Source organism: Streptomyces sp. NPDC058008 (genome assembly GCF_042886395.1).
Classification (GTDB): domain Bacteria; phylum Actinomycetota; class Actinomycetes; order Streptomycetales; family Streptomycetaceae; genus Streptomyces.
On record NZ_JBHVQX010000002.1, the window covers coordinates 14,747 to 40,581 of the forward strand.

General features: G+C 72.8%; 25 protein-coding genes. 12 read left to right on the forward strand and 13 right to left on the reverse strand.

Translation table 11 applies throughout. From position 1 onward, the window contains the following. Positions 1-24 precede the first annotated feature (24 nt). A complete protein-coding gene (locus ACFVS9_RS01810; protein WP_383118930.1) occupies positions 25-441 on the forward strand; it encodes a hypothetical protein in 417 nt (138 codons plus the stop codon). Positions 442-499: 58 nt separating this feature from the next. Here ACFVS9_RS01810 and ACFVS9_RS01815 read toward each other — a convergent pair whose 3' ends face one another. The 3 genes from ACFVS9_RS01815 to deoC are packed head-to-tail and all read right to left on the reverse strand — an operon-like array spanning position 500 to position 3,826. Beyond that, positions 500-1,444: an aldehyde dehydrogenase family protein gene (locus tag ACFVS9_RS01815; RefSeq protein WP_389929455.1), complete on the reverse strand. Its 945-nt coding sequence runs from the start codon at positions 1,442-1,444 to the stop codon at positions 500-502. Then, positions 1,437-2,873 (reverse strand): aldehyde dehydrogenase family protein, encoded by a 1,437-nt coding sequence (locus ACFVS9_RS01820; RefSeq protein WP_389929457.1) that lies wholly within the window; start codon positions 2,871-2,873, stop codon positions 1,437-1,439. The genes ACFVS9_RS01815 and ACFVS9_RS01820 overlap by 8 nt, the downstream gene beginning before the upstream one ends. Before the next feature lie 5 nt (positions 2,874-2,878). Then, positions 2,879-3,826, reverse strand: a complete 948-nt coding sequence (gene deoC / locus ACFVS9_RS01825; RefSeq protein ID WP_383117238.1) for a deoxyribose-phosphate aldolase — start codon at positions 3,824-3,826, stop codon at positions 2,879-2,881. Positions 3,827-3,950: 124 nt separating this feature from the next. On the opposite strand from deoC, the gene ACFVS9_RS01830 reads away from it, so the two are divergent. After that, complete coding sequence (locus ACFVS9_RS01830) at positions 3,951-4,589, forward strand: PH domain-containing protein (RefSeq protein WP_383117239.1); 639 nt, start codon at positions 3,951-3,953, stop codon at positions 4,587-4,589. Between the two features lie 670 nt (positions 4,590-5,259). On the opposite strand, the gene ACFVS9_RS01835 is transcribed toward ACFVS9_RS01830, so the two are convergent. From ACFVS9_RS01835 to ACFVS9_RS01845, 3 genes are all read right to left on the reverse strand, one after another. Further along, positions 5,260-6,900: a phospho-sugar mutase gene (locus ACFVS9_RS01835; RefSeq protein WP_389929459.1), complete on the reverse strand. Its 1,641-nt coding sequence runs from the start codon at positions 6,898-6,900 to the stop codon at positions 5,260-5,262. Positions 6,901-7,037: 137 nt separating this feature from the next. Continuing rightward, complete coding sequence (locus tag ACFVS9_RS01840) at positions 7,038-7,862, reverse strand: purine-nucleoside phosphorylase (RefSeq protein WP_383117241.1); 825 nt, start codon at positions 7,860-7,862, stop codon at positions 7,038-7,040. Positions 7,863-7,967: 105 nt separating this feature from the next. After that, entirely contained in the window at positions 7,968-8,405 is a 438-nt protein-coding gene (locus ACFVS9_RS01845) for a gamma-glutamylcyclotransferase (RefSeq protein ID WP_033297850.1), read from the reverse strand. 253 nt (positions 8,406-8,658) lie between these two features. On the opposite strand from ACFVS9_RS01845, the gene ACFVS9_RS01850 reads away from it, so the two are divergent. Both ACFVS9_RS01850 and ACFVS9_RS01855 read left to right on the forward strand, forming a co-directional pair. Continuing rightward, positions 8,659-10,098 (forward strand): NAD(P)H-quinone dehydrogenase, encoded by a 1,440-nt coding sequence (locus ACFVS9_RS01850; protein ID WP_383117242.1) that lies wholly within the window; start codon positions 8,659-8,661, stop codon positions 10,096-10,098. A gap of 134 nt (positions 10,099-10,232) precedes the next feature. Continuing rightward, positions 10,233-11,201, forward strand: coding sequence for a DeoR/GlpR family DNA-binding transcription regulator (locus tag ACFVS9_RS01855; protein WP_383117243.1), 969 nt, complete (start codon positions 10,233-10,235; stop codon positions 11,199-11,201). Positions 11,202-11,223: 22 nt separating this feature from the next. Here the strand turns inward: ACFVS9_RS01855 and ACFVS9_RS01860 are convergent, their stop codons facing one another. After that, entirely contained in the window at positions 11,224-11,934 is a 711-nt protein-coding gene (locus tag ACFVS9_RS01860) for a TetR/AcrR family transcriptional regulator (RefSeq protein ID WP_383117244.1), read from the reverse strand. 91 nt (positions 11,935-12,025) lie between these two features. Continuing rightward, positions 12,026-13,780, reverse strand: a complete 1,755-nt coding sequence (locus tag ACFVS9_RS01865) for an acetyl/propionyl/methylcrotonyl-CoA carboxylase subunit alpha (protein ID WP_383117245.1) — start codon at positions 13,778-13,780, stop codon at positions 12,026-12,028. A 379-nt stretch (positions 13,781-14,159) separates the two neighbouring features. Here ACFVS9_RS01865 and ACFVS9_RS01870 point away from each other — a divergent pair, with 379 nt between their 5' ends. Continuing rightward, positions 14,160-14,600, forward strand: a complete 441-nt coding sequence (locus tag ACFVS9_RS01870) for a hypothetical protein (protein ID WP_389929462.1) — start codon at positions 14,160-14,162, stop codon at positions 14,598-14,600. A 29-nt stretch (positions 14,601-14,629) separates the two neighbouring features. On the opposite strand, the gene ACFVS9_RS01875 is transcribed toward ACFVS9_RS01870, so the two are convergent. From ACFVS9_RS01875 to ACFVS9_RS01890, 4 genes are all read right to left on the reverse strand, one after another. Next, entirely contained in the window at positions 14,630-15,241 is a 612-nt protein-coding gene (locus ACFVS9_RS01875; protein WP_389929464.1) for a nucleoside triphosphate pyrophosphatase, read from the reverse strand. 45 nt (positions 15,242-15,286) lie between these two features. Then, the gene (mmpB, locus tag ACFVS9_RS01880) at positions 15,287-15,415 is read right to left on the reverse strand and encodes a morphogenic membrane protein MmpB (RefSeq protein ID WP_383117248.1); all 129 of its coding nucleotides are present in this window, start codon (positions 15,413-15,415) and stop codon (positions 15,287-15,289) included. A 73-nt stretch (positions 15,416-15,488) separates the two neighbouring features. Next, on the reverse strand, positions 15,489-15,695 hold the full coding sequence (locus ACFVS9_RS01885) for an acyl-CoA carboxylase epsilon subunit (RefSeq protein ID WP_383117249.1): 207 nt from the start codon (positions 15,693-15,695) through the stop codon (positions 15,489-15,491). Positions 15,696-15,711: 16 nt separating this feature from the next. Continuing rightward, complete coding sequence (locus tag ACFVS9_RS01890) at positions 15,712-17,292, reverse strand: acyl-CoA carboxylase subunit beta (protein WP_389929466.1); 1,581 nt, start codon at positions 17,290-17,292, stop codon at positions 15,712-15,714. 173 nt (positions 17,293-17,465) lie between these two features. Here ACFVS9_RS01890 and ACFVS9_RS01895 point away from each other — a divergent pair, with 173 nt between their 5' ends. From ACFVS9_RS01895 to hutH, 5 genes are all read left to right on the forward strand, one after another. Then, a complete protein-coding gene (locus ACFVS9_RS01895; RefSeq protein ID WP_389929468.1) occupies positions 17,466-18,335 on the forward strand; it encodes a biotin--[acetyl-CoA-carboxylase] ligase in 870 nt (289 codons plus the stop codon). Positions 18,336-18,487: 152 nt separating this feature from the next. After that, positions 18,488-19,678 carry an adenylate/guanylate cyclase domain-containing protein gene (locus ACFVS9_RS01900; protein WP_383117252.1) on the forward strand — a complete coding sequence of 397 codons (1,191 nt, stop codon included), beginning with the start codon at positions 18,488-18,490 and terminating at the stop codon, positions 19,676-19,678. Between the two features lie 72 nt (positions 19,679-19,750). Then, the gene (locus tag ACFVS9_RS01905) at positions 19,751-20,563 is read left to right on the forward strand and encodes an enoyl-CoA hydratase/isomerase family protein (RefSeq protein ID WP_389929470.1); all 813 of its coding nucleotides are present in this window, start codon (positions 19,751-19,753) and stop codon (positions 20,561-20,563) included. Positions 20,564-20,636: 73 nt separating this feature from the next. After that, a complete protein-coding gene (locus tag ACFVS9_RS01910) occupies positions 20,637-21,803 on the forward strand; it encodes a diguanylate cyclase domain-containing protein (protein WP_383117254.1) in 1,167 nt (388 codons plus the stop codon). A 58-nt stretch (positions 21,804-21,861) separates the two neighbouring features. Further along, on the forward strand, positions 21,862-23,412 hold the full coding sequence (gene hutH / locus ACFVS9_RS01915) for a histidine ammonia-lyase (protein ID WP_389929471.1): 1,551 nt from the start codon (positions 21,862-21,864) through the stop codon (positions 23,410-23,412). A 40-nt stretch (positions 23,413-23,452) separates the two neighbouring features. Here the strand turns inward: hutH and ACFVS9_RS01920 are convergent, their stop codons facing one another. Continuing rightward, positions 23,453-23,785: a hypothetical protein gene (locus ACFVS9_RS01920; protein ID WP_383117256.1), complete on the reverse strand. Its 333-nt coding sequence runs from the start codon at positions 23,783-23,785 to the stop codon at positions 23,453-23,455. Positions 23,786-23,938: 153 nt separating this feature from the next. Between ACFVS9_RS01920 and ACFVS9_RS01925 the strand changes: the two genes are divergently transcribed. Both ACFVS9_RS01925 and ACFVS9_RS01930 read left to right on the forward strand, forming a co-directional pair. Beyond that, positions 23,939-24,295 carry a hypothetical protein gene (locus tag ACFVS9_RS01925; RefSeq protein WP_383117269.1) on the forward strand — a complete coding sequence of 119 codons (357 nt, stop codon included), beginning with the start codon at positions 23,939-23,941 and terminating at the stop codon, positions 24,293-24,295. A 181-nt stretch (positions 24,296-24,476) separates the two neighbouring features. Further along, a complete protein-coding gene (locus tag ACFVS9_RS01930; RefSeq protein WP_383117257.1) occupies positions 24,477-25,745 on the forward strand; it encodes an Ig-like domain-containing protein in 1,269 nt (422 codons plus the stop codon). Positions 25,746-25,835: the final 90 nt, after the last annotated feature.

The window sequence follows — 25,835 nt, forward strand, 5'->3', positions numbered from 1 at the left end:
ACCGTCCCGATCAGGTGGGAAAACATGGCACGTCATGCACTGTCCAAGCCCCGGCACCGCGCTCTGCTGCGTGCCGGTCTGACCCTCACCGCGCTCGGCGCGGCACTCGGCGCGGGAGGCGCGGCCGCTCAGGCGGCACCGCTGCCCGCGACCGGCGTGGATACCGCGGACAGCGCGCTGGGGGCGGTCGGCGACGCGGCGATGCCCGCGCTGACCAGTGCGCTCGGCTACGGGCTCGTCGGGGCGGTCAAGCCCGTCACGGACCTCCAGCTCGACCCGCTGGCCGGCACCGGCGCGGACCCGCTGGACAACGCGGTCGGTACCCAGATCGCCGACTTCAAGCCCGTGACCACCGCGCTCGTCACCGGTCCGCTGGCCAGTGGCGCCGCGCTCAGCGACCTGCCCGTGGTGGGAGAGGTCACCGGTCTGATCACCGGCTGACCCGGGCCGCACACGCGTGCGGGGGCCGCCCGGGCGCCCCCCGCACGCGTGGACCGGATCAGTACGACGAGCCGGAGGCGCCCAGCGCCCCCGTCGGGTGCCAGACCGTCTTGGTCTCCAGGAAGGCCGTCAGCCGACGGGTGCCGGGGTCGGCGGACCAGTCGGCCGTGTCCACAGCCTGTGGACGGCCGCCGCCCTCCTCCTGGCCGGAGCGCGCGTGCGCCGGGCGCAGCACGCGCTTGAGGTTGTCGGCCGCGGCGGCCTCCAGCTCCCCGGCCAGCGCGGCGTCCCCCGCCGCGCCCGTGAGGTCGATGGCGTTGACGTCCTGGTGCGCGGCCAGGGGCGCGGCGAGCTCCGCGGTCCTCCCCGACAGGATGTTCACCACACCGCCGGGCAGGTCCGAGGTCGCCAGGACCTCGCCCAGCGACAGCGCGGGCAGCGGGGCGTCGCACGAGGCGACGACGACCGCCGTGTTGCCCGTGGCGATCACCGGGGCGACCACCGAGACCAGGCCGAGGAACGACGACTCCTGGGGGGCCAGGACCGCGACCACACCCGTCGGCTCCGGGGTGGAGAGGTTGAGGAACGGGCCCGCGACCGGATTCGCCCCGCCCACGATCTGGCCGATCTTGTCGGTCCAGCCCGCGTACCAGACCCAGCGGTCGACCGCCGCGTCGACGACGGCCGCCGCCTTGGACTTCGACAGCCCCTCGGCGTCCGCCACCTCCCGCGTGAACTGCTCCCTGCGGCCCTCCAGCATCTCCGCGACGCGGTAGAGGACCTGCCCGCGGTTGTACGCGGTCGCGCCCGACCAGCCGCCGAACGCCTTGCGGGCCGCGACGACCGCGTCACGGGCGTCCTTGCGGGAGGACTGCGGGGCGTTCGCCAGCCACTTGCCCTTCGAGTCCGTCACCTCGTACACCCGGCCGCTCTCGGAGCGGGGGAACTTGCCCCCGACGTACAGCTTGTAGGTCTTGAAGACGCTCAGTCGCCCGTCAGACATCGAGGTAGGCCTCCAGACCGTGACGGCCGCCCTCGCGGCCGAAGCCCGACTCCTTGTATCCGCCGAACGGCGAGGTCGGGTCGAACTTGTTGAACGTGTTGGCCCACACCACGCCGGCGCGGAGCTTGTTCGCCACCGCGAGGATGCGGGAGCCCTTCTCCGTCCAGATGCCCGCGGACAGGCCGTACTGGCTGTTGTTGGCCTTCGCGACGGCCTCGTCCGGCGTGCGGAAGGTCAGCACCGACAGCACCGGGCCGAAGATCTCGTCCCGGGCGACGGTGTGCGCCTGGGTGACCCCGGTGAAGAGGGTCGGGGCGAACCAGTAACCGGCGGACGGGAGTTCGCACGGCGCGGACCACCGCTCGGCGCCCTCCGCCTCGCCGGTCTCGACGAGCGCGCTGATCCGGGCGAGCTGCTCCGCGGAGTTGATCGCGCCGATGTCGGTGTTCTTGTCCAGCGGATCGCCGAGGCGGAGCGTGGACAGCCGGCGCTTGAGGGCGTGCAGCACCTCGTCGTGCACGGACTCCTGCACGAGGAGCCGCGAGCCCGCGCAGCAGACCTGGCCCTGGTTGAAGAAGATGCCGGTCACGATGCCCTCGACGGCCTGGTCGACCGGGGCGTCGTCGAAGACGATGTTGGCGCCCTTGCCGCCCAGTTCGAGCGTGGCCTTCTTGTCCGTACCCGCGATCTGCCGGGCGATGGCCTTGCCGACGGCGGTGGAGCCGGTGAAGGCGACCTTGTTCACGTCGGGGTGCGAGACGAGCGCCTCGCCCGCGTCGCCGTACCCCGTCAGGATGTTGACGACACCCCGGGGCAGGCCCGCCTGGCGGCAGATGTCGGCGAAGAACAGCGCGGACAGCGGTGTCGTCTCCGCCGGCTTCAGCACCACCGTGTTGCCGGTGGCGAGCGCCGGGGCGATCTTCCAGGCCAGCATCAGCAGGGGGAAGTTCCACGGGATGACCTGGCCGGCCACACCCAGCGGACGCGGGTCCGGCCCGTATCCGGCGTGGTCCAGCTTGTCGGCCCAGCCCGCGTAGTAGAAGAAGTGCGCGGCGACCAGCGGGAGGTCCGCGTCGCGGGTCTCCCTGATCGGCTTGCCGTTGTCCAGGGTCTCCAGGACGGCCAGTTCGCGCGAGCGCTCCTGGATGATCCGGGCGATGCGGAACAGGTACTTGGCGCGCTCGGAGCCGGGCAGCGCCGACCACTTCTCGAACGCCCTACGGGCCGCCTTCACGGCCCGGTCCACGTCCTCGGCGCCCGCCCGCGCGACCTCGGAGAGCACCTCCTCGGTGGACGGGCTGACCGTCTTGAAGACCTTCCCGTCGGCCGCCTCGGTGAACTCACCGTCGATGAACAGGCCGTACGAGGGTGCGATGTCGACGACGGAGCGGGACTCCGGTGCCGGCGCGTATGCGAATGCAGATGCCATGGGGATCAGTCCACCGTCACGTAATCGGGGCCGGAGTAACGGCCGGTGCTGAGCTTCTGGCGCTGCATCAGCAGGTCGTTCAGCAGGCTGGAGGCGCCGAAGCGGAACCAGTGGTTGTCCAGCCAGTCCTCGCCCGCGGTCTCGTTCACCAGGACGAGGAACTTGACCGCGTCCTTGGTCGTGCGGATGCCGCCCGCGGGCTTCACACCGACCTGCACGCCCGTCTGCTCCCGGAAGTCGCGCACGGCCTCCAGCATCAGCAGGGTGTTCGCCGGGGTGGCGTTGGTCGCGACCTTGCCGGTCGACGTCTTGATGAAGTCCGCCCCCGCCAGCATCCCGATCCAGGAGGCCCGCCGGATGTTGTCGTACGTGGACAGCTCGCCGGTCTCGAAGATCACCTTCAGCCGGGCGGAGCCGCACTCGGCCTTCACGGCCACGATCTCCTCGTAGACCTTGAGGTAGCGGCCGGAGAGGAAGGCGCCCCGGTCGATCACCATGTCGATCTCGTCGGCCCCCGCCGCCACGGCGTCGCGGACGTCCGCGAGCTTGACGTCGAGCGCGGCGCGTCCGGCGGGGAAGGCCGTCGCGACGGACGCGACCTTCACCCCGGAGCCGGCCAGCGCGGCGACGGCGGTCGCCGCCATGTCGGGGTAGACGCAGACGGCCGCGGTGCGGGGGGTCGTGCGGTCGGTGGGGTCCGGGTTGACGGCCTTGGCGGCGAGAGCCCGGACCTTGCCCGGGGTGTCCGCGCCTTCCAGCGTCGTCAGGTCGATCATCGAGATGGCGAGATCGATGGCGTAGGCCTTGGCGGTCGTCTTGATCGATCGGGTACCGAGGGAGGCGGCACGCGCTTCGAGGCCGACGGTGTCGACGCCTGGCAGCCCGTGCAGGAAGCGGCGCAGCGCACTGTCGGACGCCGTCGCGTCGGCGAATGCAGGAGCAGTGGTGGGCATGGTCACCACCTGAGCATATCTACGCGCGTAGCGACCTGTACAGGGCCCTCCCCGTATCGGGCCCTCCCCGGCCGGCGAGCGGCCGCGCCGCGCCGCGGCCGGCCCGTCAGGCAGAATCGGGACCATGACGAGCCCCACACCCCCCGCCCAGCCCGCCCGAGCCGACCGGACCTTCCGGTCGGGCGGCGGGCTGGTCAGCGGCACGCTGCTGATCCTCCTGGTCGGCTGGATCGGCGGCGACGCGGTGTTCCAGGGCAAGGGATGGGTGCCCTGGCTGGCGCTGGCCGCCCTGCTGACCGTGATCCCGCTCATCGTGGCCTTCACCCTGCGCCCCGCGGTCTTCGCCGACGAGGAGCGCATCCGGATCCGTAATCCGTTCCGCACGATCGTGCTGCCCTGGACGGACGTCAGCTCCGTGCGCGCGGCGTATTCGAGCGAGGTCTTCACCCACGGCGGCGCGAAGTACCAGCTGTGGGCCGTCCCGGTCTCGCTGCGCGAGCGCAAGCGGGCGGCGAGGAGGGCCGGCCAGCAGGCCCACGACGACCCGTACGGCCGCACCTCCGTGCACGCGGACGTCCGGGACTCCCAGGCGCGCGCCGCCGCGGCCGACCGCACGGTGGGCGATCTGCGGGAACTCGCCGAGAAGGCCGGCCGTCACGAGGAGCCGAGCACGGTCACCGCGTCGGTGCGATGGGCCTACGAGGTGATCGCCCCGGCCGTCGTCGGCGCCGTGCTGCTGGTGATCCTGCTCGCGATCGGCTGAGGAGCGGCCGCGACGCGTACGTGCCGGGCGGGCGGGCGGTGCCGCGCGTCCCGCGTGCGCCCGGGGGCGGCCCGTGCCGCGATCCCGGCCGGGCGGTGAGACCCCTGCCGTGCCGGTGACGGCGCTGGGGCGGCCCCGGCCCCGCCGGGTCCTCGACGCGTACGTGCCGGGCGGGCGGTGCCGCGCGTCCCGCGTGCGCCCGGGGGCGGCCCGTGCCGCGATCCCGGCCGGGCGGTGAGCCCCCTGCCGTGCCGGTGACGGCGCTGGGGCGGCCCCGGCCTGCCGGGTTTTGCCCATACTCCTGAGGGGCCGGTCGGCGGCCGTACGCGCCCCGGAGACGGAGATCGCGGGCCGACGGCGACGGGGACCGCGGGCCGACGGGGACCGCGGCCTGACGGCCCCGGGCCGCTGGGTCCTGCCCGTACTCCCGAGGGGCCCGGTCAGCGGCCCGTACGCGCCCTGGCGACGGCCGGCCGACGGGGGGCAGCGGGCCGACGGCGACCGCGGCCTGACGGCCCCGGGCCGCCGGGTCCTGCGCGGCTTCCCGCTGGCCCCGGGCCGCGGCTCTGTCTGCCCGACTGCCCGACTGCCCTGCCGACGGCGACCGCGGCCCCGCGCCCCGGCCCGCCGGGGGGCGCTTTCGTACCCCCTTGCGGGCCGGGGCCTTCGCTCAGATGCCCGCTGCGGCGGCCAGATCGCGCTTGATGCCGGCCAGCAGTTCCGCGCCCTTGGCGGCGGCCCCGGGCAGCTCCGCCGCCGAGCCGACCGGGACGACGACCTCCAGGTAGCACTTGAGCTTGGGCTCGGTGCCGCTCGGGCGGACGATGACCCGCGCGCCCGTCAGGTGGTAGCGCAGCCCGTCCGTGGGCGGCAGGGAGTCCGTGCCCCGGGAGAGGTCCTCGGCCGTGACGACGGGGAGGCCCGCCAGGGCGGTCGGGGGAGTCTCGCGCAGGCGCCGCATGGCGTCCGCGATGACCGTCAGGTCCTCGACCCGGACCGAGAGCTGGTCCGTGGCGTGCAGGCCGTGCTCGATGGCGAGGTCGTCGAGCAGGTCGAGCAGCGTCCGGTCCTTCTCCTTGAGCACCGAGGCCAGTTCGGCGATCAGCAGCGCGGCCGTGATGCCGTCCTTGTCGCGCACGCCCTCGGGGTCCACGCAGTAACCCAGCGCCTCCTCGTAGCCGTAGCGCAGGCCGTCGACGCGGGCGATCCACTTGAAGCCCGTCAGCGTCTCCTCGTAGCCCAGACCGGCCTTCTCGGCGATCCGGCCCAGCAGGGACGAGGAGACGATCGACTCGGCGAACACCCCGTCGGCGCCCCGGTCCACCAGGTGGGCGGCGAGCAGGGCGCCCACCTCGTCGCCGCGCAGCATCCGCCAGCCGCCCTCGGCCGCCGGGTCGGGCACCGCGACGGCGCAGCGGTCGGCGTCCGGGTCGTTGGCGATGACGAGGTCCGGGCGGGCCCGGCGCGCGGTCGCGAACGCCAGGTCCATGGCGCCGGGCTCTTCGGGATTGGGGAAGGCGACGGTCGGGAACGCCGGGTCGGGATCGGCCTGTTCGGCCACGAGCACGGGCTCGGGGAACCCCGCCCGGGCGAAGGCGGCCGTCAGGACGGAGGTGCCGACACCGTGCATCGCGGTGTAGACCGTGCGCGCGGTGCGAGGGGAACCGGGGCTGAGGACGGCGTCCGTACGCTCCAGATAGGCGGCCAGGACCTCGTCGCCGAGGGTCTCCCAGCCGGACTCCGGACGGGGTACGCCGTCCAGCGGGCCGACCGCCGCGATCTCGGCGGCGATCTCCGCGTCGGCCGGGGGCACGATCTGCGAACCGTCACCGAGGTAGACCTTGTAGCCGTTGTCGCGCGGCGGGTTGTGGCTGGCCGTGACCTCCACGCCGGCGACGGCCCCCAGGTGCCGTACGGCGTACGCGAGGACCGGGGTCGGCAGCGGGCGCGGCAGCACGGCCGCGCGCAGGCCCGCCCCGGTCATCACGGCCGCGGTGTCGCGGGCGAAGTCCGCCGACCTGTAGCGGGCGTCGTAGCCGATGACGACGAGCCCGCCGGAGCTGCCCCGGGCCTTCAGGTAGGCGGCGAGTCCGGCGGCCGCGCGGATGACGACGGAGCGGTTCATGCGCATCGGCCCGGCGCCGATCTCGCCGCGCAGGCCGGCCGTGCCGAACTGGAGCGTGCCCGCGAAGCGCTCGGCGAGCGCGGTGAGGTCCCCGGCGTCGATGAGTCCGGCGAGCTCCGCGCGGGTCTCGGGGTCCGGGTCCTCGGCGAGCCAGGTCCTGGCCCGCGTGATGAGGTCCTGCTGCACGGTGTCCGCCTTTCTGCGGGTACGGGTGGGGGCCGGTGCCGCTGCGCGGGGGCCCGGGGGACTCTGCCCCCGGACCCCCGGCCTCGAACGCCGGTGAGGCCGGTTCCGGTCGCCCGGTGCCTCGGGGGAGGGGCGGCTCAGATCCGGTCCAGCACCCGCGCCAGCAGCGCGCCCATCCGCGTGGCGGAGTCACGGCCGGCCTGGAGGACCTCCTCGTGGTTGAGGGGCTCCCCGCTCAGGCCCGCCGCGAGGTTCGTCACCAGCGAGATGCCGAGCACCTCCGCACCCGCCTCACGGGCCGCGATGGCCTCCAGGACGGTGGACATGCCGACCAGGTCGCCGCCCATGACGCGGACCATGTTGATCTCGGCCGGGGTCTCGTAGTGCGGGCCGGGGAACTGCACGTAGACGCCCTCTTCGAGCGTCGGGTCGATCTCCTTGCACAGGGCGCGCAGCCGCGGCGAGTACAGGTCGGTCAGGTCGACGAAGTTCGCCCCCACGATCGGCGAGGCGGCCGTGAGGTTGATGTGGTCGTCGATGAGGACCGGCTGTCCGGGGCGCATGCCCTCGCGCAGGCCGCCGCACCCGTTGGTCAGGACGACGGTCCGGCAGCCCGCCGAGACGGCCGTGCGGACACCGTGCGCGACCGCGGCGACGCCACGGCCCTCGTAGTAGTGCGTGCGGCCCAGGAAGACCAGGACGCGCTTCTCGCCGATCCGGTACGAGCGGATGGTGCCGCCGTGGCCCTCCACCGCCGGGGCGGGGAAGCCGGGCAGCGCGGTGACCGGGAACTCGGCCTCCGGGACGCCCAGCGCATCGCCGGCGGGGGCCCACCCGGAGCCCATCACGAGAGCGACGTCGTGGGTCTCGACGCCGGTGAGCTCGCGCAGGCGGGCGGCGGCGTCGGCGGCGGCGGCGTGGGGGTCGCCCTGGATGTGGTCCGGAATAACAGATGCGTTCACGCGGATGAGGGTAACCGGTGATTCCCTACGCGCGTAGATGTGTCCGCGCAGAGGCTGGCCGGAGGTATTCGTACTTTCGTACAAAAAGGGCCGTGGAGGCGCGGTTCAGCAGGGGCGTTTACGCAGGTTCATCACGTAGTCGTGGGGCGCGCCCGCGGACTCGGCGGCGTCCGCCACCTCGCCCAGGTACCGGGCCGAGGGCAGCCCGCCCTCGTAGCCGTTCAGGACGTACATCCAGGCCGGTTCCTCGCCGTCCAGCGTGTGCACGCGCACCCGCATGCGCCGGTAGATGTCGAGGCCGACACCCTCCCAGCGGTCCATGGAGTCCTCGTCCATCGGCGCCAGGTCGTACAGCGCGACGAAGACCTGGGAGCGGGGCGCCTCCACCACCGTGGCCAGCGCGCCCTCCCAGCCCATCTGCTCCCCGCCGAACGTCAGGCGCCAGCCGTTGAGCCAGCCCGTGCCGCGCAGCGGGGAGTGCGGTGCGCGGCGCGTCATCAGCCGCGCGTCGAGGTTGCCGGCGTACGCGGCGTAGAGCGACATGGGGTCGAGGGTACGGGAGGTGACGGGGAGCGTGCCGGTTCCGGCGGGGAAGACGCCCGCCCGTGGGGCGGTCCGCCGGGAGCCGCGGGCCGTGGCCCGGCCAGGCGCGTTCCCGTATGGAGGGCCCCGGAGCGAAGCGGCTTGGCGCGTGCGGGACAATGAATTACGTACTGCATACGCCGGGGCGATCCCCCGGACCCCCGGCCGGGGCGGCAGACGGCCGTGGGATGACACCACGCGAGGCGGACTTTTCGTGACCCGGATCGTGATCATCGGCGGCGGCCCCGGCGGCTACGAGGCGGCACTGGTGGGCGCCCAGCTCGGCGCGGAGGTGACCGTCGTCGACTGCGACGGCCTCGGCGGCGCGTCGGTCCTCACCGACTGCGTGCCCTCCAAGACCCTGATCGCGACGGCCGAGGTGATGACCACCTTCGACTCCTCCTACGAGGAACTCGGCATCATCGTCGCCGACGACACCCCGCACGCGGAGCAGGCCGCCCGGGTGGTGGGCGTCGACCTCGGCAAGGTCAACCGGAGGGTCAAGCGCCTCGCGCTCGCCCAGTCCCACGACATCACCGCCTCCGTCACCCGCGCGGGTGCGCGGGTGATGCGCGGACGCGGCCGGCTGGAGGGCCTCCAGGCCTCCGACGGATCGCGCCAGGTCGTGGTGACGGCCGCGGACGGCACCGAGGAGCGGCTCACCGCCGACGCGGTGCTGATCGCGACCGGCGGCCACCCCCGGGAGATCCCGGACGCCCAGCCCGACGGCGAGCGCATCCTGAACTGGACCCAGGTCTACGACCTCGACGAGCTCCCCGAGGAGCTCATCGTGGTCGGCTCGGGCGTCACCGGCGCCGAGTTCGCCGGGGCCTACCAGGCGCTCGGCTCGCGCGTGACGCTGGTCTCCTCCCGTGACCGGGTGCTCCCCGGTGAGGACCCGGACGCCGCCGCCGTCCTGGAGGACGTCTTCCGGCGCCGCGGCATGAACGTCATGGCCCGCTCCCGCGCCCAGTCCGCCAAGCGGGTGGGCGACCGCGTCGAGGTCACCCTGGCCGACGGCCGCGTCATCTCCGGCACGCACTGCCTGATGGCGGTCGGCGCGATCCCCAACACCGCGGGCATGGGCCTGGAGGAGTCCGGGGTGCAGCTCAAGGAGTCCGGGCACATCCGGACCGACCGGGTCTCCCGCACCAGCGCCCCGGGCGTGTACGCGGCCGGCGACGTCACCGGCATCTTCGCCCTGGCCTCGGTCGCGGCGATGCAGGGGCGGATCGCGATGTACCACTTCCTCGGCGACGCGGTGGCCCCGCTGAACCTGAAGACGGTCTCCGCGAACGTCTTCACCGACCCCGAGATCGCCACGGTCGGCTACAGCCAGGCCGACGTCGACTCCGGCAGGATCGACGCCCGCGTCGTGAAGCTCCCCCTGCTGCGCAACCCGCGCGCGAAGATGCAGGGCATCCGGGACGGCTTCGTCAAGATCTTCTGCCGGCCCGGCACCGGCATCGTGGTCGGCGGCTGCGTCGTCGCCCCGAGGGCCAGCGAGCTGATCCACCCCATCGCGCTCGCCGTCGACAACAACCTGACGGTGGAGCAGATCGCCAACGCCTTCACCGTGTACCCGTCGCTCTCCGGCTCGATCGCCGAAGTGGCCCGGCAGCTGCACACCCGTAAGAGCGCCGGCGAGGCGTAGTACGCACCGCCTCCGGGCCGCTCGTGGCGACGGTGGGGTCCCCTATACCACCAAGGGGCCCCACCCGTGCACAACTTCTGTTATTCGGCGCAAACTGCTGAAAAGCAACCTACGGCCAGGTTACTGTCAGTTTCGTGTTCGCTGCAGAACGTCGTCAATTGATCCTCGAAATGGTGCGCGCCAACGGGGCGGTATCGCTCCGTGAGCTCGCCCGCGTCGTCCAGACCTCCGAAGTGACCGTACGGCGGGACGTGCGGGCGCTGGAGGCAGAAGGACTCCTCGACCGCCGGCACGGCGGTGCGGTCTTGCCGGGCGGTTTCACGCGGGAGTCCGGCTTTCCGCAGAAATCCCATCTCTCCACCGCGGAGAAGACGGCCATCGCCGATCTGGCGGCCGGGCTGGTCGGTGAGGGCGAGGCCATCGTGGTCGGCGCCGGAACGACCACGCAGGAGCTGGCCCGACGGCTCGCACGGGTGCCCGGCCTGACGGTGGTCACCAACTCGCTTCTCGTCGCCCAGGCGTTGGCCCATGCCAACCGGGTGGAAGTGGTGATGACGGGCGGCACGCTGCGCGGGAGCAACTACGCGCTCGTCGGCAGCGGTGCCGAGCAGTCCCTCCAGGGGCTGCGGGTGAGCCGGGCCTTCCTCTCCGGGAGCGGGCTGACCGCCGAGCGGGGGCTGTCCACGTCCAACATGCTCTCGGCGAGCGTGGACCGGGCCCTGGTGCAGGCCGCGTCCGAGGTGGTGGTCCTGGCGGACCACACGAAGCTCGGTTCCGACACCATGTTCCAGACGGTCCCGACCGAGCTGATCACCCGGCTGGTGACGGACGCGCCGCCGGTCCACGACGAGCGGGCCGCCACGGAGCTGCAGGCCCTGGCCGACCAGGGCGTGGAGATCACCGTGGCCGGGCCGGGCGCGGAGTCCACGGGCGGTGACGGCCTGCCACCGGGGCGGCCGCCCCGGCAGGAGATGCCGCTGCCGGGGCAGCGCCGTACCCAGGGCGGCCACGGCGGGCCGGGAGGACTCGGACCGCAGCTCCGGAGCGCGGCGGCCCTGACGGACGGCCCGGTGGGGCGCGTCGCGGACCTGCGGCGCCGGTAGGCCGCAGGCGGTTGCCGGACCGTCAGCCGCCTTGCGGGGCAGCCGACTTCGGCGCGGTCGGGTCCGCTCCGTCCACGGAGTCCTTCCCGCGGCTCCGGTCCGTCGGGTCCGGCCCGTCCACGGGGCCGGTCCCGTTTCCCGGGTCCGACGGGTCGGCCTTCAGGCCGCGGAGCGTCAGCCGGAGCAGGCGGTCGGCCAGGGCGGGATCGGCCGGGGTCTGCTCCGCGGCCAGCGCGATCGCGTTCGTCAGTTGCAGCAGGTCGTCGATCGACACGTCCGCACGCACCGACCCGCTCGACTGCGCCCGCGTCAGCAGCCTCGCCCCCGCCTGGCGCAGCGGTACATGACATGAGGTCAGTTCCGAGGTCGCGTCCCCCGAAGCCGACATGAGGGCCTGTGCCAGGCCCCGGTACTCACCCGCATGAGTGACGATCGCGCCCAGCCATTCCACCAGCGCACTGCACGGCTGACCGGCGTGCGCCAGCTCGCGGGAGCGGTCGAGCAGTGCGTTCAGGGCGTCCTGGAACACCGCGTTCATCAGGGCCTGACGGTTCGGGAAGTGCCGGTACAGCGTGCCGATGCCTACGCCCGCCCGGCGGGCGATGTCCTCCAGCGAGGCATCCGTGCCGTGGGCGGCGAAGGACGTACGCGCCTCGCTCAGCAGCCGGTCGTAGTTGCGGCGCGCGTCGGCGCGCATCGGCCGGGCCGGTGTCGGTGCCGTGCTCATCGCCATCGCCCTGTCCTCCTGGTGTCCGCCCCGCGTCCCAAGGATGCCACTGGGGGCCCGGCGGTCGCCGGGCCCCCAGTGGAAGAAGAACGAGCACTCAGTCCTTGATCTCGCAGATCGCGGCGCCCGACGAGATCGACGTGCCGACCTCCGCCGCCAGGCCCTTCACCGTTCCGGAACGGTGGGCGTTGAGCGGCTGCTCCATCTTCATGGCCTCCAGGACGACGATGAGGTCGCCCTCCTTGACCTCCTGGCCCTCCTCGACCGCGATCTTGACGATCGTGCCCTGCATGGGCGAGGCGAGGGTGTCGCCCGAGGCCGCCGAGCCGGACTTCTTGGCCGCGCGGCGCTTCGGCTTGGCCCCGGCCGCGAGGCCGGTACGGGCCAGGCTCATGCCGAGCGAGGACGGCAGGGACACCTCCAGGCGCTTGCCGCCGACCTCGACGACGACGGTCTCGCGCTCGGACTCCTCGTCGGTGTCCTGGTCCGCGGGGACCGTGAAGGGCTTGATGTCGTTCACGAACTCGGTCTCGATCCAGCGGGTGTGGATCGTGAAGGGGTCCGAGGTGAACGCCGGGTCGGTGACGACGGCACGGTGGAAGGGGATGGCGGTGGCCATGCCCTCCACGGTGAACTCGCCCAGCGCACGCGCGGCACGCTGCAACGCCTGCTCACGGGTCGCGCCGGTCACGACGAGCTTCGCCAGGAGCGAGTCCCACGCCGGGCCGATGACGCTGCCGGACTCCACGCCCGCGTCCAGGCGCACGCCGGGACCGGTGGGCGGGTCGAACCGGGTGACGGTGCCGGGGGCCGGCAGGAAGCCGCGGCCCGGGTCCTCGCCGTTGATCCGGAACTCGAAGGAGTGCCCGCGCACCGCCGGGTCGCCGTAGCCGAGCTCCTCGCCGTCGGCGATGCGGAACATCTCGCGGACGAGGTCGAGGCCGGTGACCTCCTCGGTGACCGGGTGCTCCACCTGGAGGCGGGTGTTGACCTCCAGGAAGGAGATCGTGCCGTCCATGCCGACGAGGAACTCGACGGTGCCCGCGCCGACGTAGCCGGCTTCCTTCAGGATCGCCTTGGAGGCCGCGTACAGCTCCGCGTTCTGCGCCTCGGACAGGAAGGGGGCCGGGGCCTCCTCGACGAGCTTCTGGTGACGGCGCTGGAGCGAGCAGTCGCGGGTGGACACGACGACCACGTTGCCGTGGGTGTCGGCTAGGCACTGGGTCTCCACGTGCCGCGGCTTGTCCAGGTAGCGCTCCACGAAGCACTCGCCCCGGCCGAACGCCGCGACGGCCTCGCGGACCGCGGAGTCGTACAGCTCCGGGATCTCCTCCAGCGTGCGGGCGACCTTCAGGCCGCGGCCGCCACCGCCGAAGGCGGCCTTGATCGCGATCGGCAGACCGTTCTTCTCCGCGAACTCCACGACCTCCGCCGAACCGGCCACCGGGTCCGGTGTGCCGGCCACCAGCGGCGCGCCGGCACGCTGCGCGATGTGGCGCGCGGCGACCTTGTCACCGAGGTCGCGGATCGCGTGCGGCGGCGGACCGATCCAGGTCAGGCCCGCGTCGAGCACGGCCTGGGCGAACTCCGCGTTCTCCGAGAGGAAGCCGTAACCCGGGTGGATCGCGTCCGCCCCCGAGTCCTTGGCAGCCTGGAGCACCTTGGCCATGTCCAGATAACTGGCGGCCGGAGTGTCACCGCCCAGAGCGAACGCCTCGTCGGCCGCGCGCACATGCAGAGCGTCCCGGTCCGGATCGGCGTAGACGGCTACGCTCGCGATTCCGGCATCCCGGCAAGCCCGAGCAACACGGACAGCGATTTCGCCACGGTTGGCGATGAGCACCTTGCGCACGATGACTCCCTCCTTGAGAACAAGCTGAGTTTAGGGACTACCGACACGGCCGTACGACCCGTCCCCAATAGTGAACTTGCCCACACGGAGTGTGATTCGAGGCTTGCTCGAGTCGCGAAAACCCTTGTCGCACCACGGTACGCCGGGATCCTCAACGGCACAGTAGCCACGAAGTGTGGCCCAAGTCTCTGTCCGGACGGTCAACGGCGCGCGGCGTTTCTTTGTGGACTCCCTACGAACGGCCGAGGGAATCTTTGCCTCGGCCACGGGGGCGGCGTCAGCCGGACAGGCGTCGTGCGCAATCCCTTGTCCCAGCCATTACCCGTTAGTAGGGTCCGCGCTGTACCGGACGTACTACAGGTAACAGGGGGTGGGCGCCGTGGTGCGCAGACCAGTGGCCTTCGTGACCGCGCTCGTTCTGTTCGTGGAAGCCGTGGGCATCGTGATCGTCAACGGCGTCCTCGCGACGGTCGCGGACAACCAGAGCATGTCCCTGGCCGGGATGGACCCGGACGCCATGGTGACCGGGACCTGGGTGCTGGGTGTCGTCTCCGGGGTGCTGCTGGTGCTCTGCGGGCTGATCCCGCTGCTGGCCGGGATACGCGACCGGGCCCCGGGCCGCTTCGGCCGGATCGCGCTCATCGCGGGCGCGGTCGTCCACGGGGTGCTGGGCGCGCTGGCGGTCGGGCTGATCGGCTGGGCGGCCTTCGTGTTCCTGATGGCCGTCCTGGCGCTGATCGTGCTGACCCTGGTGGCCTTCGAGCGGCCCGGCCCGGGAACGGGAGAGGCCGGCGCCGGGGAGGCCCCGGCGCCGGCCTGACGCGTGCGCCACCGCGACGTCCGCGCCGCTCAGACCCACAAGTCGGTGACGGAGAAGCCCAGTTCGCCGAGGAGCGTCCGCAGCAGCGGCAGCGAGAGCCCGATGACGTTGCCGTGGCTGCCCTCGATCGCCTCGACGAACGGCGCCGAGCGGCCGTCCAGGGTGAACGCCCCGGCGACGTGGAGCGGCTCGCCCGAGGCGACGTAGGCCGCGACCTCGGCGTCCGTCGGCTGTCCGAACCGGACCACGGTGGACGCGGTCGCCGAGACCGTACGCCCGGTCGCCGTGTCGACGACGCTGTGCCCGGTCCGCAGGACGCCCGACCGGCCGCGCATGGACTTCCAGCGGGCGGTGGCCTCCTCGGCGTCGGCCGGCTTGCCGAGCGCCTCGCCGTCCAGGTCCAGCACCGAGTCGCAGCCGATGACGAGCGCCCCCGCCGCCTCGGGACGGGCCGCCACCGCGGCGGCCTTCGCCTCGGCCAGGACGAGCGCCAGCTCACCCGGGGTGGGGGCCTCGATCGCGTCCTCGTCCACACCGCTGACGATCACCTCGGGGGCGAAACCCGCCTGACGCAGGAGACCGAGGCGGGCGGGGGAGGCGGAGGCGAGCACGAGGCGGCGCTGAGCAGTCATGCCCGCCATCGTAGGCGGGGCCGTCCCACGGCGGACGCCCGTGCCGGACACCGCTCAGCGGACGCCCAGGACGAACATCGCCACGACCATGGCCAGCGCCAGCAGCAGCCCCGCGCGGCGCATCATGTCCTGGGCGTCGCGCAGTTCCTTCGGCGGCTTGTTCTCGGGGTCGGACCACAGCATGGTTCCGATGGTGCTCCGGGCACGGCCGCGGCGCCTGAGTACGCGTACTCAAGCGCCGCTCCGCGGCCCGCCGTCAGGAGGGCCAGTACGTCCGCGCCCAGGACCGGGGCCCCGGCCTGAGCGCGCCGCGGCGGGCGATCCGCCCCGGGTCGGACCACTGCTCGGGCGGCAGCGGCGCACCGGACCGCGGTGCGGCCACCGCCGCGGCACGCGCCCGGACCACGGCGAGGGCCGCGGCCAGTTCCTCCGGGGTCGGATTGCCCCGTACGACCTTGATCATGGTGGCTCCCGGGTGCTCAGAGGGGGATGTTGCCGTGCTTCTTCGGCGGCAGCGACTCGCGCTTCGTACGGAGCTGGCGCAGGCCCTTCACGAGGTGCGCCCGGGTGTCGGACGGCATGATCACCGCGTCGACGTAGCCGCGTTCCGCCGCGACGTACGGGTTGAGCAGCGCGTCCTCGTAACCGGTCATCAGCTCGGCGCGGGTGGCCTCGGGGTCCTCGGCGGCGGCGATCGTGCGGCGGTGCAGGATGTTCACCGCGCCCTGCGCGCCCATCACCGCGATCTGCGCGGTCGGCCACGCCAGGTTCAGGTCGGCGCCCAGGTGCTTGGAGCCCATGACGTCGTAGGCGCCGCCGAACGCCTTGCGGGTGATGACGGTGATCAGCGGGACGGTGGCCTCGGCGTACGCGTAGATGAGCTTCGCGCCGCGGCGGATGATGCCGCCGTACTCCTGGTCGACGCCCGGCAGGAAGCCGGGCACGTCGACGAAGGTGACGACCGGCACGTTGAAGGCGTCGCAGGTGCGGACGAAGCGCGCGGCCTTCTCGGACGCGTTGATGTCCAGACAGCCGGCGAACTGCATCGGCTGGTTGGCGACGATGCCCACCGGGTAGCCCTCGACGCGGCCGAAGCCGGTGACGATGTTCGGCGCGAACAGGGCCTGCGTCTCCAGGAACTCGCCTTCGTCGAGCACGTGCTCGATGGCGGTGTGCATGTCGTACGGCTGGTTCGCCGAGTCCGGGATGAGCGTGTCGAGTTCACGGTCCTCGTCCGTCGTCGCGAGGTCCGCCTCCTCCGGGAAGGCCGGGGCCTCGGAGAGGTTGTTCGACGGGAGGTAGGACAGCAGGGACTTGACGTACTCGATGGCGTCCTTCTCGTCGCCCGCCATGTGGTGGGCCACGCCCGACGTGGTGTTGTGGGTGCGGGCGCCGCCCAGTTCCTCGAAGCCGACGTCCTCGCCGGTGACCGTCTTGATGACGTCGGGCCCGGTGATGAACATGTGCGAGGTCTGGTCGACCATGACCGTGAAGTCGGTGATCGCGGGGGAGTAGACCGCCCCGCCCGCGCACGGCCCGACGATCAGGGAGATCTGCGGGACGACCCCCGAGGCGTGGACGTTGCGGCGGAAGATCTCGGCGAACAGCCCGAGGGCGACGACGCCCTCCTGGATGCGGGCCCCGCCCCCGTCGTTGATGCCGATGACCGGGCAGCCGGTCTTCATCGCGAAGTCCATGACCTTCACGATCTTCTCTCCGTAGACCTCGCCCAGCGAGCCGCCGAAGATGGTGAAGTCCTGCGAGTACACGCAGACGGGCCGGCCGTCGACCGTGCCGTACCCGGTGACGACCCCGTCGCCGTACGGGCGGTTCTTCTCGATGCCGAAACTGGTCGACCGGTGCCGCGCGAACTCGTCGAGCTCCACGAAGGAACCCTCGTCGAGCAGCAGCCCGACCCGCTCACGGGCTGTCAGCTTGCCCTTCGCGTGCTGCTTCTCGACGGCACGGGCGGAACCCGCGTGCGTGGCCTCTTCGATACGGCGCTGCAGGTCCGCGATCTTGCCCGCGGTGGTGTGGATGTCGCTCTGCGGCTCGGACATCGGGTGGCGGCTCCCTGTCTGTCACGGGACGGCCGGTCCACCGGGTCAAGGTGATGGACCGGTACGTGCTCGACGGCGCCCTGCTCGTCGGCGGGTGGATGCTACTGACCCGTAGCGTATCGGCGTGGATACCGTTCGGCAGTGCGTCGTTTGACACACCTAATCTGGGTTGCATGACACCTCCCGATGCGCCGCACAACCGCTGGTCGGACCTCGACAGGCCGCCCCTGAACGCCGCGGCGCTGCGCCGCGGGCTGCTGAAGCCGGGCAGCCTGTGGACCTCGCTCGACATCGTCGACGCGACCGGTTCCACCAACTCCGACCTCGCGGCCCGGGCCGCCGGCGGCGGTCTGGCCGAAGGGACGGTGCTCGTCGCCGAGGAGCAGACCGCGGGCCGCGGCCGGCTCGACCGCAGCTGGACGGCACCGCCCCGCTCCGGCCTCTTCCTCTCCGTCTACCTGACCCCCGGCGGCGTCCCGGCCGAGCGGTGGGGATGGCTGCCGCTGCTCGCGGGTGTCGCCGCCGCCACCGGCCTCGCGCAGTCGGCCGGCGTCGACATGGCACTGAAATGGCCCAACGACCTCCTGGTGACGATCGGCGGCACGGAACGCAAGACCGGGGGCATCCTCGCCGAACGCGCCGGGGAGGGCGTCGTCATCGGCATCGGCCTCAACGTCTCGCTGCGCGCGGCCGAGCTGCCCGCCCCGCACGCCGGTTCGCTGGCGCTCGCCGGAGCGGTCTCCACCGACCGCGAGACCTTGCTCCGGGCCGTCCTGCGCTCGCTGGAACAGTGGTACGGGCAGTGGCGCGAGGCCGACGGCGACGCCGCCGCGAGCGGGCTCCAGGCGGCCTACGCGGCGGGCTGCGCCACGCTCGACCGGCGGGTGCGGGCCGAGCTGCCCGGCGACCGGTCCCTCATCGGTGAGGCCGTCGCGATCGACGGGGACGGACGCCTCGTGCTGGCCACGGGCGACGGCCTCCAGGAACCCGTCTCGGCCGGCGACATCGTCCACCTGCGCGGGGAGGAGGGCGGGCTCACCTGATCCGTGCCCCCGCACATACGGGTGATGTCACCCGCGACCTGCCCGCGACCGCGCCACCGGGGACGTGAGCCAGGGCACACCTGCCGTATCGTTGAGGCGATCCAGCGACAGATCGGCAGGGCAGTGCGCAGGGAACGGGCAGGAGGCGGCCGGTGACCGTCGACGACACGAACTCCGACGACGGCGCGGAGCCCTCGTCGGGACCGTCCGTCCACTCGACACCGCATCACGAGGTCGACCACACGGCCGAACCGAGCGACGACCCGCTCGCCATCCGGCTGGAGGCCCTGATCCTGGGGGCCGACCGCCACTACACGCCGTTCCAGGCGGCCCGGACCGCCGGTGTCTCCATGGACCTGGCGTCCCGCTTCTGGCGGGCCATGGGCTTCGCCGACATCGGGCAGGCCAAGGCGCTCACCGAGGCCGACGTCCTGGCGCTGCGCCGGCTCGCCGGTCTGGTCGAGGCCGGGCTGCTGAGCGAGCCGATGGCGATCCAGGTGGCCCGCTCGACCGGGCAGACCACCGCCCGGCTCGCCGAGTGGCAGATCGACTCCTTCCTGGAGGGCCTGACCGAGCCGCCCGAGCCGGGAATGACCCGGACCGAGGTCACCTATCCGCTGGTCGAGCTGCTCCTGCCCGAGTTGCAGGAGTTCCTGGTCTACGTGTGGCGGCGCCAGCTCGCCGCCGCCACCGGCCGGGTCGTGCAGGCGGCGGACGACGAGGAGATGGTCGACCGGCGGCTCGCGGTGGGCTTCGCCGACCTCGTCGGCTTCACCCGCCTGACCAGACGGCTGGAGGAGGAGGAGCTCGGCGAACTGGTCGAGGCCTTCGAGACCACCTCGGCGGACCTGGTCGCCGCGCACGGCGGACGGCTCATCAAGACCCTCGGCGACGAGGTCCTGTTCGCCGCGGACGACGCGGGCACGGCGGGCGAGATAGCGCTCCGGCTGGTCGAGGCGATGGCGCAGGACACGACGATGCCCTCGCTGCGGGTCGGCATCGCGTTCGGCACGGTCACCACGCGCATGGGCGACGTGTTCGGCACGACGGTGAACCTGGCCAGCCGGCTGACGTCGATAGCGCCCAAGGACGCGGTGCTGGTCGACGGGGCGTTCGCCGCGGAACTGATCCGCACCGGCGACGCCCCCGCCTCCGAGGCCGAGGAGACCGCCGCCGCGGCGGAGCGGGCACGGCTGGCGGGCGAGGCGGGCCGCCGCCAGGACACCGAGCCTCCGCTGCCGACGTACCGCTTCGGGCTCCAGCCGATGTGGCAGCGCCCGGTGCGGGGGCTGGGCGTGGTCGAGCCGTGGCTGCTCGCCCGGCGCGGCAAGCCGTCGTCCTGACCCGGCGCGACGGGCCCGGCGGGGCCGCACCCTAGGATCCCGGTAACGCTCGTCAACCGGAGGGGTGCAGTCATGGGTGTCACGTCCGAGCAGAGGTTCGGGGAATTCGTCGTCGTACGCCGCCACGGGGACCAGGGGCACGTGGCGGAGCTCGTACTGGACCGGCCCGCGGCGATGAACGCCGTGAGCACCGCGATGGCGCGCGCCCTCGCCGGGGCCTGCGCCGCGCTCGGGGCCGACCCGGGGGTGCGGGCCACCGTGCTCACCTCCACCCACGAGCGGGCCTTCTGCGTGGGCGCGGACCTCAAGGAGCGGAACTCCCTCACCGACGCCGAGCTCGTGCGCCAGCGGCCCACGGCGAGGGCCGCCTACACCGGCGTGCTGGAGCTGCCCATGCCGGTCGTCGCCGCCGTGCACGGGTACGCCCTCGGCGGCGGCTTCGAGCTCGCGCTGGCCTGCGACGTGATCGTGGCCGACCGCACGGCCGTGGTCGGCCTTCCCGAGGTGTCCGTCGGCGTCATCCCGGGCGGCGGCGGTACGCAGCTGCTGCCCCGCAGGGTCGGCGCGGCGCGCGCCGCCGAGCTGGTCTTCACCGCCCGGCGCCTGGAGGCCGCCGAGGCGCGCGAGCTGGGGCTGGTCGACGAACTGGTGGAGGCGGGCCGGGACCGCGAGGAGGCCCTGGCCCTCGGCGGCCGGATCGCGGCGAACTCCCCGGTGGGCCTGCGGGCCGCCAAGCGTGCCCTGCGGCTGGGGCAGGGGCTGGACCTGCGGGCCGGTCTGGAGGTGGAGGACGCCGCGTGGCGGTCCGTGGCCTTCTCCGGCGACCGGGCCGAGGGCGTCGCCGCGTTCAACGAGAAGCGGAAGCCCGACTGGCCCGGCGAGTGACCCGGTGAGCCATCCGAAGATCATCAGCGCTGCCAACTGATCAAATCGTCACAGACCTACCTAAGCTGGGGCGATGGGCGGTGATGATGCGCGGCTGCGCGCCGTGGTTGCGCTGGCACAGACGATGGCGGCGGCCTACACGCCGCGCGAGTCCTGGCATGCCGCGGCGGTGGGGGCGTGCGAGGCGCTGGGAGGCAGCTTCGCCGCCCTCTCCGTGTGGGAACGGGACCGGGGCAGGCTGCGCGTGCTGGTGAACGCGGGCGAGCGGGCCGAGGGGGAGGAGGAGTTCCCCGAGTGCGAGGCCTACCCGGTGCACCAGTTCCCGGAGATCACCGAGTTCCTGCACGAGCGGTGGGCGGGCGGCGGTGAGCCCGACGCCTGGGTGGAGACCGCCGACGGCGCCCCCGGGGCGGGCGCCCCGGCCCGCGGGGCCCGCCCGTACTGCCACCAGCGGGTGGCGGCGCTGCGCCGGAGGGGGCGGGGCTGCTGTGTGGTCGCGCCGATCGTGCTGCACGGGCGCGCCTGGGGGGAGCTGTACGTGGCCCGGCCCTCGGGCGCCCCGGTCTTCGACCGGGACGACGCCGACTTCGCGACCGTACTGGCCGCCGTCGTCGCCGCGGGCATCGCGCAGACCGAACGGCTGGAGGAGGTCCGCAAGCTGGCCTTCACGGACCCGCTGACCGGTTTGGCGAACCGCAGGGCGGTGGATCTCCGCCTCGACGAGGCGGTGGACCTGTACCGGACCGAGGGGGTCGTGGTCAGCCTGGTCGTCTGCGATCTGAACGGCCTCAAGGAGGTCAACGACACGCACGGCCACGCGGTCGGCGACCGGCTGCTGGAACGTTTCGGCTCGGTGCTCTCCCTCTGCGGCGCGATGCTCCCCGGCGCCCTGTCCGCGCGCCTGGGCGGGGACGAGTTCTGCCTGCTGGCCGTGGGGCCCCCGGCGGACGACGTGGTCCGGGTGTCCGAGGAGCTGTGCGCGCGGGCGGTCGTCCTGGACCCCGGCAACGGCGTCGCCTGCGGGGTCGCGTCCACCGGGGACGAGATCGGGCCCGTGCGGTCCGCGCGCCGGCTCTTCCGGCTGGCGGACGCCGCCCAGTACCAGGCCAAGGCGGCCCGCTCCGGGCGGCCGGTCGTCGCGGGGCGCGACGGCGAGGTGATCCGGCTCGCCGACTCCCCGCCCCGGTCGCCGCACGACCGCCGCGGGCTGCGCGGCAATCCGCCGGGCGGCGACGGGTAAGGGGTCAACCGCACGACCACTGATGACATGAACGGTTTCAGTCCGTAGGGTTCTGAATATGGATATGCATACAGTCGTGGTGGGGACGTCCGGCACCACCGCCGAGGACGTCGTCGCCGTGGCCCGGCAGGGCGCCCGGGTCGAGCTCTCCGCCGCCGCCGTCGAGGCGCTCTCCGCCGCACGCGAGGTCATCGACGCCCTCGCCGCCAGGCCCGAGCCGGTCTACGGGGTCTCCACCGGCTTCGGCGCCCTCGCCAGCCGGCACATCAGCCCCGAACTGCGGGCGCAGTTGCAGCGCAACATCGTCCGCTCGCACGCGGCGGGCATGGGCCCGCACGTCGAACGCGAGGTCGTCCGCGCGCTGATGTTCCTGCGGCTCAAGACGCTCGCCTCGGGCCACACCGGCGTACGCCCCGAGGTCGCGCGGACCATGGCCGACGTGCTCAACGCGGGCATCACCCCCGTCGTCCACGCCTACGGCTCGCTCGGCTGCTCCGGCGACCTCGCGCCGCTCTCGCACTGCGCCCTGACCCTGATGGGAGAGGGCGAGGCCGAGGGCTCCGACGGCGTCGTGCGGCCGGCCGGCGAACTCCTCGCGGCGCACGGCATCACCCCCGTCGAGCTGCGCGAGAAGGAGGGCCTCGCCCTCCTCAACGGCACCGACGGCATGCTGGGCATGCTGGTGATGGCCCTCGCCGACCTGGAGAACCTCTACACCAGCGCGGACATCACCGCCGCGCTCTCCCTGGAGGCGCTCCTCGGCACGGACCGGGTCCTCGCCCCGGAGCTCCACGCCATCCGCCCGCACCCCGGCCAGGGCGTCTCCGCCGGCAACATGCTGCGGGTGCTCGCCGGGTCCGGCCTCACCGGCCACCACCAGGACGCCGCCCCCCGGGTCCAGGACGCCTACTCGGTGCGCTGCGCGCCCCAGGTGAACGGCGCCGGCCGGGACACCCTCGCGCACGGGCGGCTCGTCGCCGACCGCGAACTGGCCGCGGCCGTCGACAATCCGGTCGTGCTGCCCGGGGGCAGGGTGGAGTCCAACGGGAACTTCCACGGAGCCCCCGTCGCCTACGTCCTCGACTTCCTGGCCATCGTCGCCGCCGACCTCGGGTCGATCACCGAGCGCCGCACCGACCGGCTGCTCGACAAGAACCGCTCGCACGGCCTGCCGCCGTTCCTCGCCGACGACGCCGGCGTCGACTCCGGGCTGATGATCGCCCAGTACACCCAGGCCGCCCTGGTCAGCGAGCTGAAGCGGCTCGCGGTCCCGGCGTCCGTCGACTCGATCCCGTCCTCCGCGATGCAGGAGGACCACGTCTCCATGGGCTGGTCGGCCGCGCGGAAGCTCCGGGAATCCGTCGACGGGCTCACGCGGATCGTCGCCGTCGAGCTGTACGCCGCCACGCGCGCCGTCGAACTGCGCGTCGCCGAGGGGCTGACCCCCGCACCCGCGTCCCGGGCCGTCATCGCGGCGCTGCGGGCCGCCGGGGTCCAGGGGCCGGGCCCCGACCGCTTCCTCGCCCCGGACCTGGAGGCCGCCGACCGTTTCGTACGCGAGGGCAGGCTGGTCGAGGCCGTGGAGGGCGTGACCGGCCCGCTGGCCTGACCTCCCGCGGTGGGGGCCGGTACGCCGGCCCCCACCCGCCTCAGAGGCCGGTGACCGGCGTGCCGCCCCGGCGGACCGAGTACGCCACGAACCCCGCGCCGACGCACAGCGAGGCGGTGCCGCCGATCAGGTACGGCGTCGTGTCCGTCCCCGTGCCCGTGTCGGCCAGCCTCGCCCCGGAGGCGGACTCCCCGGCCGCGGACGCCTGCCGCACCCCGGTCGCGGATGCCTGCCGGACCCCGGTGGAGGTCGCGGCGGACGTGCCGGCGGGGCCCTCCTCGCCGGTCGCGTTGGCGGAGGGGACGAACCAGAGAGCACAGAGCAGGGTGCCTGCCGCGGTGGTGGTCAGCAGCGTGCGACGAGCCATGGACACAGAATCGATCCCCTTGCGACAACCATCAGTTAGCCCTGCGGGCCGATGCTAAGCAAAGCAGCGGGTCGGAGGAAAGTCAGGGCTCCGGGGAGCCTTACGCTCCCCCTCATGAGCACTTCGACGACACCCTCATTTGTTCGGCTTCGCGTGGAGATGGTGCTGGAGATCAGCGACGCGGACGCCCTGACCGGCACGGCACTGGAGAGCATCGCCGCCGATTTCGCCTCCTCCGGCTCCTCCGCCGACGAGTCCCCGGAGGAGCGCGTGCATGCGGAGGAGACGGTCAGGGAAGACGCAGCGGAGGCCGTCGCCTCGCTGATCGACCCGTTCGATCTGATCAGCCAGGTGCCCGGGGTCGAGCTCGCCCAGGCCTCCTGGAGCAGCGAGACGATCGACTACGACCCCGACGCCGAGGACTGGGCCGCAGGAGAGGACGGGGACCAGGAGTACTACGGGATCGAGGACAATGAGACCGACGACGAAGAAGGCGGCGGGAACACGGAACGCTGACGCCCGCGGGGCACTCCTCGGAGACGGCGGGAACCGCCGTGGACCCGGGCGCGTCGATGAGTGGTGTTCCCCACATCTTCGCGGGATGTGGAACGGAAGACCCGCTCGAGGTGTTCTTGGAACATTGACGGGGGATCGCCGTCCGGCGACCCTGTCCGGGGATCTTGGGGAATCGGCAACGATGGAGAAGCGTGTGATGACGGACAGCAAGCGGCGCCGGGGCCTGATGGCCGCCTCCGCACTGCTCGGCGGCGTGCTGGTGCTTTCGGCCTGCAGCGACGACGGCGGAAGCACGGGTGCCAGCGCCGACGGCTCGAAGACGTCACAGGCGCAGGTCGACGAGGCCGCGGCCAAGGACACCTCCGAGGCCCAGATAACGATCGCGCCGAAGAACGGCGCGACGAACGCGAGCATCAACAGCGCCGCGATGGTCACCGTCGCCAAGGGCAAGCTCACCGAGGTCACCATGACCACGGCGGACGGCACGGCCGTCGAGGGCACCCTGGCGTCCGACGGCTCCAGCTGGAAGCCCAGCGGCCAGCTCGAGCGCTCGACGACGTACAAGATCAGCGCCACCGCGGCCGACTCCAAGGACCGGCAGGCCCACGCCAACAGCTCCTTCACCACGGTCTCGCCCGAGAACAGCTTCATCGGGAACTTCACGCCCGAGGACGGTTCCACCGTCGGCGTCGGCATGCCCGTCTCGATCAACTTCAACAAGGCGATCACCAACCGGAAGGCCGTCCAGGACGGCATCAAGGTGACGTCGAGCAGCGGCCAGGAGGTCGTCGGGCACTGGTTCAACAACCAGCGCCTGGACCTGCGCCCCGAGAACTACTGGCAGGGCGGCTCCACGGTCACCCTGAAGCTGTCCCTGGACGGCGTCGAGGGCGCCGACGGCGTCGTCGGCGTCCAGCAGAAGACGGTCACCTTCAAGGTCGGCCGCAACCAGGTCTCCACCGTGGACGCCAAGGCGCACACCATGACCGTCACCCGTGACGGCAAGACGGTCAAGACCATCCCGATCTCCGCCGGATCCTCCGACAACCCGACGTACAACGGCCAGATGGTGATCTCCGAGAAGTTCAAGGAGACCCGCATGGACGGTTCGACGGTCGGCTTCACGGACGACGACGGCAAGGGCGAGTACGACATCAAGGACGTCCCGCACGCCATGCGGCTGTCCACGTCGGGCACCTTCATCCACGGCAACTACTGGGGCGCCAAGTCGATCTTCGGCAGCGCGAACACCAGCCACGGATGCGTCGGCCTGTCCGACACCAAGGGCGCCGGCGACTCGAACACCCCGGCCGCCTGGCTCTACGACAACTCGATGATCGGCGACGTGGTCGTCGTCACGAACTCCCCGGACAAGACCATCGCCCCCGACAACGGCCTCAACGGCTGGAACATGAACTGGTCGGAGTGGACGGCGGGTTCCGCCGCCTGACGCCGAGCACGCCCCTTCCCCCCGGAGGCGGCGGCACCCGGAACCTTCCGGGCGCCGCCGCCTCCGGCGTAGGCGCTCCGGCAGCGTTCT

Excerpts from the sequence above, each read along its gene's own strand:
- ACFVS9_RS01810 (WP_383118930.1), top strand. The coding sequence starts at position 25 with ATGGCACGTCATGCACTGTCCAAGCCCCGGCACCGCGCTCTGCTGCGT.
- ACFVS9_RS01815 (WP_389929455.1), bottom strand. The coding sequence starts at position 1,444 with ATGTCTGACGGGCGACTGAGCGTCTTCAAGACCTACAAGCTGTACGTC.
- ACFVS9_RS01820 (WP_389929457.1), bottom strand. The coding sequence starts at position 2,873 with ATGGCATCTGCATTCGCATACGCGCCGGCACCGGAGTCCCGCTCCGTC.
- deoC (WP_383117238.1), bottom strand. The coding sequence starts at position 3,826 with ATGCCCACCACTGCTCCTGCATTCGCCGACGCGACGGCGTCCGACAGT.
- ACFVS9_RS01830 (WP_383117239.1), top strand. The coding sequence starts at position 3,951 with ATGACGAGCCCCACACCCCCCGCCCAGCCCGCCCGAGCCGACCGGACC.
- ACFVS9_RS01845 (WP_033297850.1), bottom strand. The coding sequence starts at position 8,405 with ATGTCGCTCTACGCCGCGTACGCCGGCAACCTCGACGCGCGGCTGATG.
- ACFVS9_RS01860 (WP_383117244.1), bottom strand. The coding sequence starts at position 11,934 with ATGGCGATGAGCACGGCACCGACACCGGCCCGGCCGATGCGCGCCGAC.
- ACFVS9_RS01875 (WP_389929464.1), bottom strand. The coding sequence starts at position 15,241 with ATGGCGGGCATGACTGCTCAGCGCCGCCTCGTGCTCGCCTCCGCCTCC.
- mmpB (WP_383117248.1), bottom strand. The coding sequence starts at position 15,415 with ATGCTGTGGTCCGACCCCGAGAACAAGCCGCCGAAGGAACTGCGCGAC.
- ACFVS9_RS01885 (WP_383117249.1), bottom strand. The coding sequence starts at position 15,695 with ATGATCAAGGTCGTACGGGGCAATCCGACCCCGGAGGAACTGGCCGCG.
- ACFVS9_RS01890 (WP_389929466.1), bottom strand. The coding sequence starts at position 17,292 with ATGTCCGAGCCGCAGAGCGACATCCACACCACCGCGGGCAAGATCGCG.
- ACFVS9_RS01895 (WP_389929468.1), top strand. The coding sequence starts at position 17,466 with ATGACACCTCCCGATGCGCCGCACAACCGCTGGTCGGACCTCGACAGG.
- ACFVS9_RS01905 (WP_389929470.1), top strand. The coding sequence starts at position 19,751 with ATGGGTGTCACGTCCGAGCAGAGGTTCGGGGAATTCGTCGTCGTACGC.
- ACFVS9_RS01910 (WP_383117254.1), top strand. The coding sequence starts at position 20,637 with ATGGGCGGTGATGATGCGCGGCTGCGCGCCGTGGTTGCGCTGGCACAG.
- hutH (WP_389929471.1), top strand. The coding sequence starts at position 21,862 with ATGGATATGCATACAGTCGTGGTGGGGACGTCCGGCACCACCGCCGAG.
- ACFVS9_RS01925 (WP_383117269.1), top strand. The coding sequence starts at position 23,939 with ATGGTGCTGGAGATCAGCGACGCGGACGCCCTGACCGGCACGGCACTG.
- ACFVS9_RS01930 (WP_383117257.1), top strand. The coding sequence starts at position 24,477 with ATGGAGAAGCGTGTGATGACGGACAGCAAGCGGCGCCGGGGCCTGATG.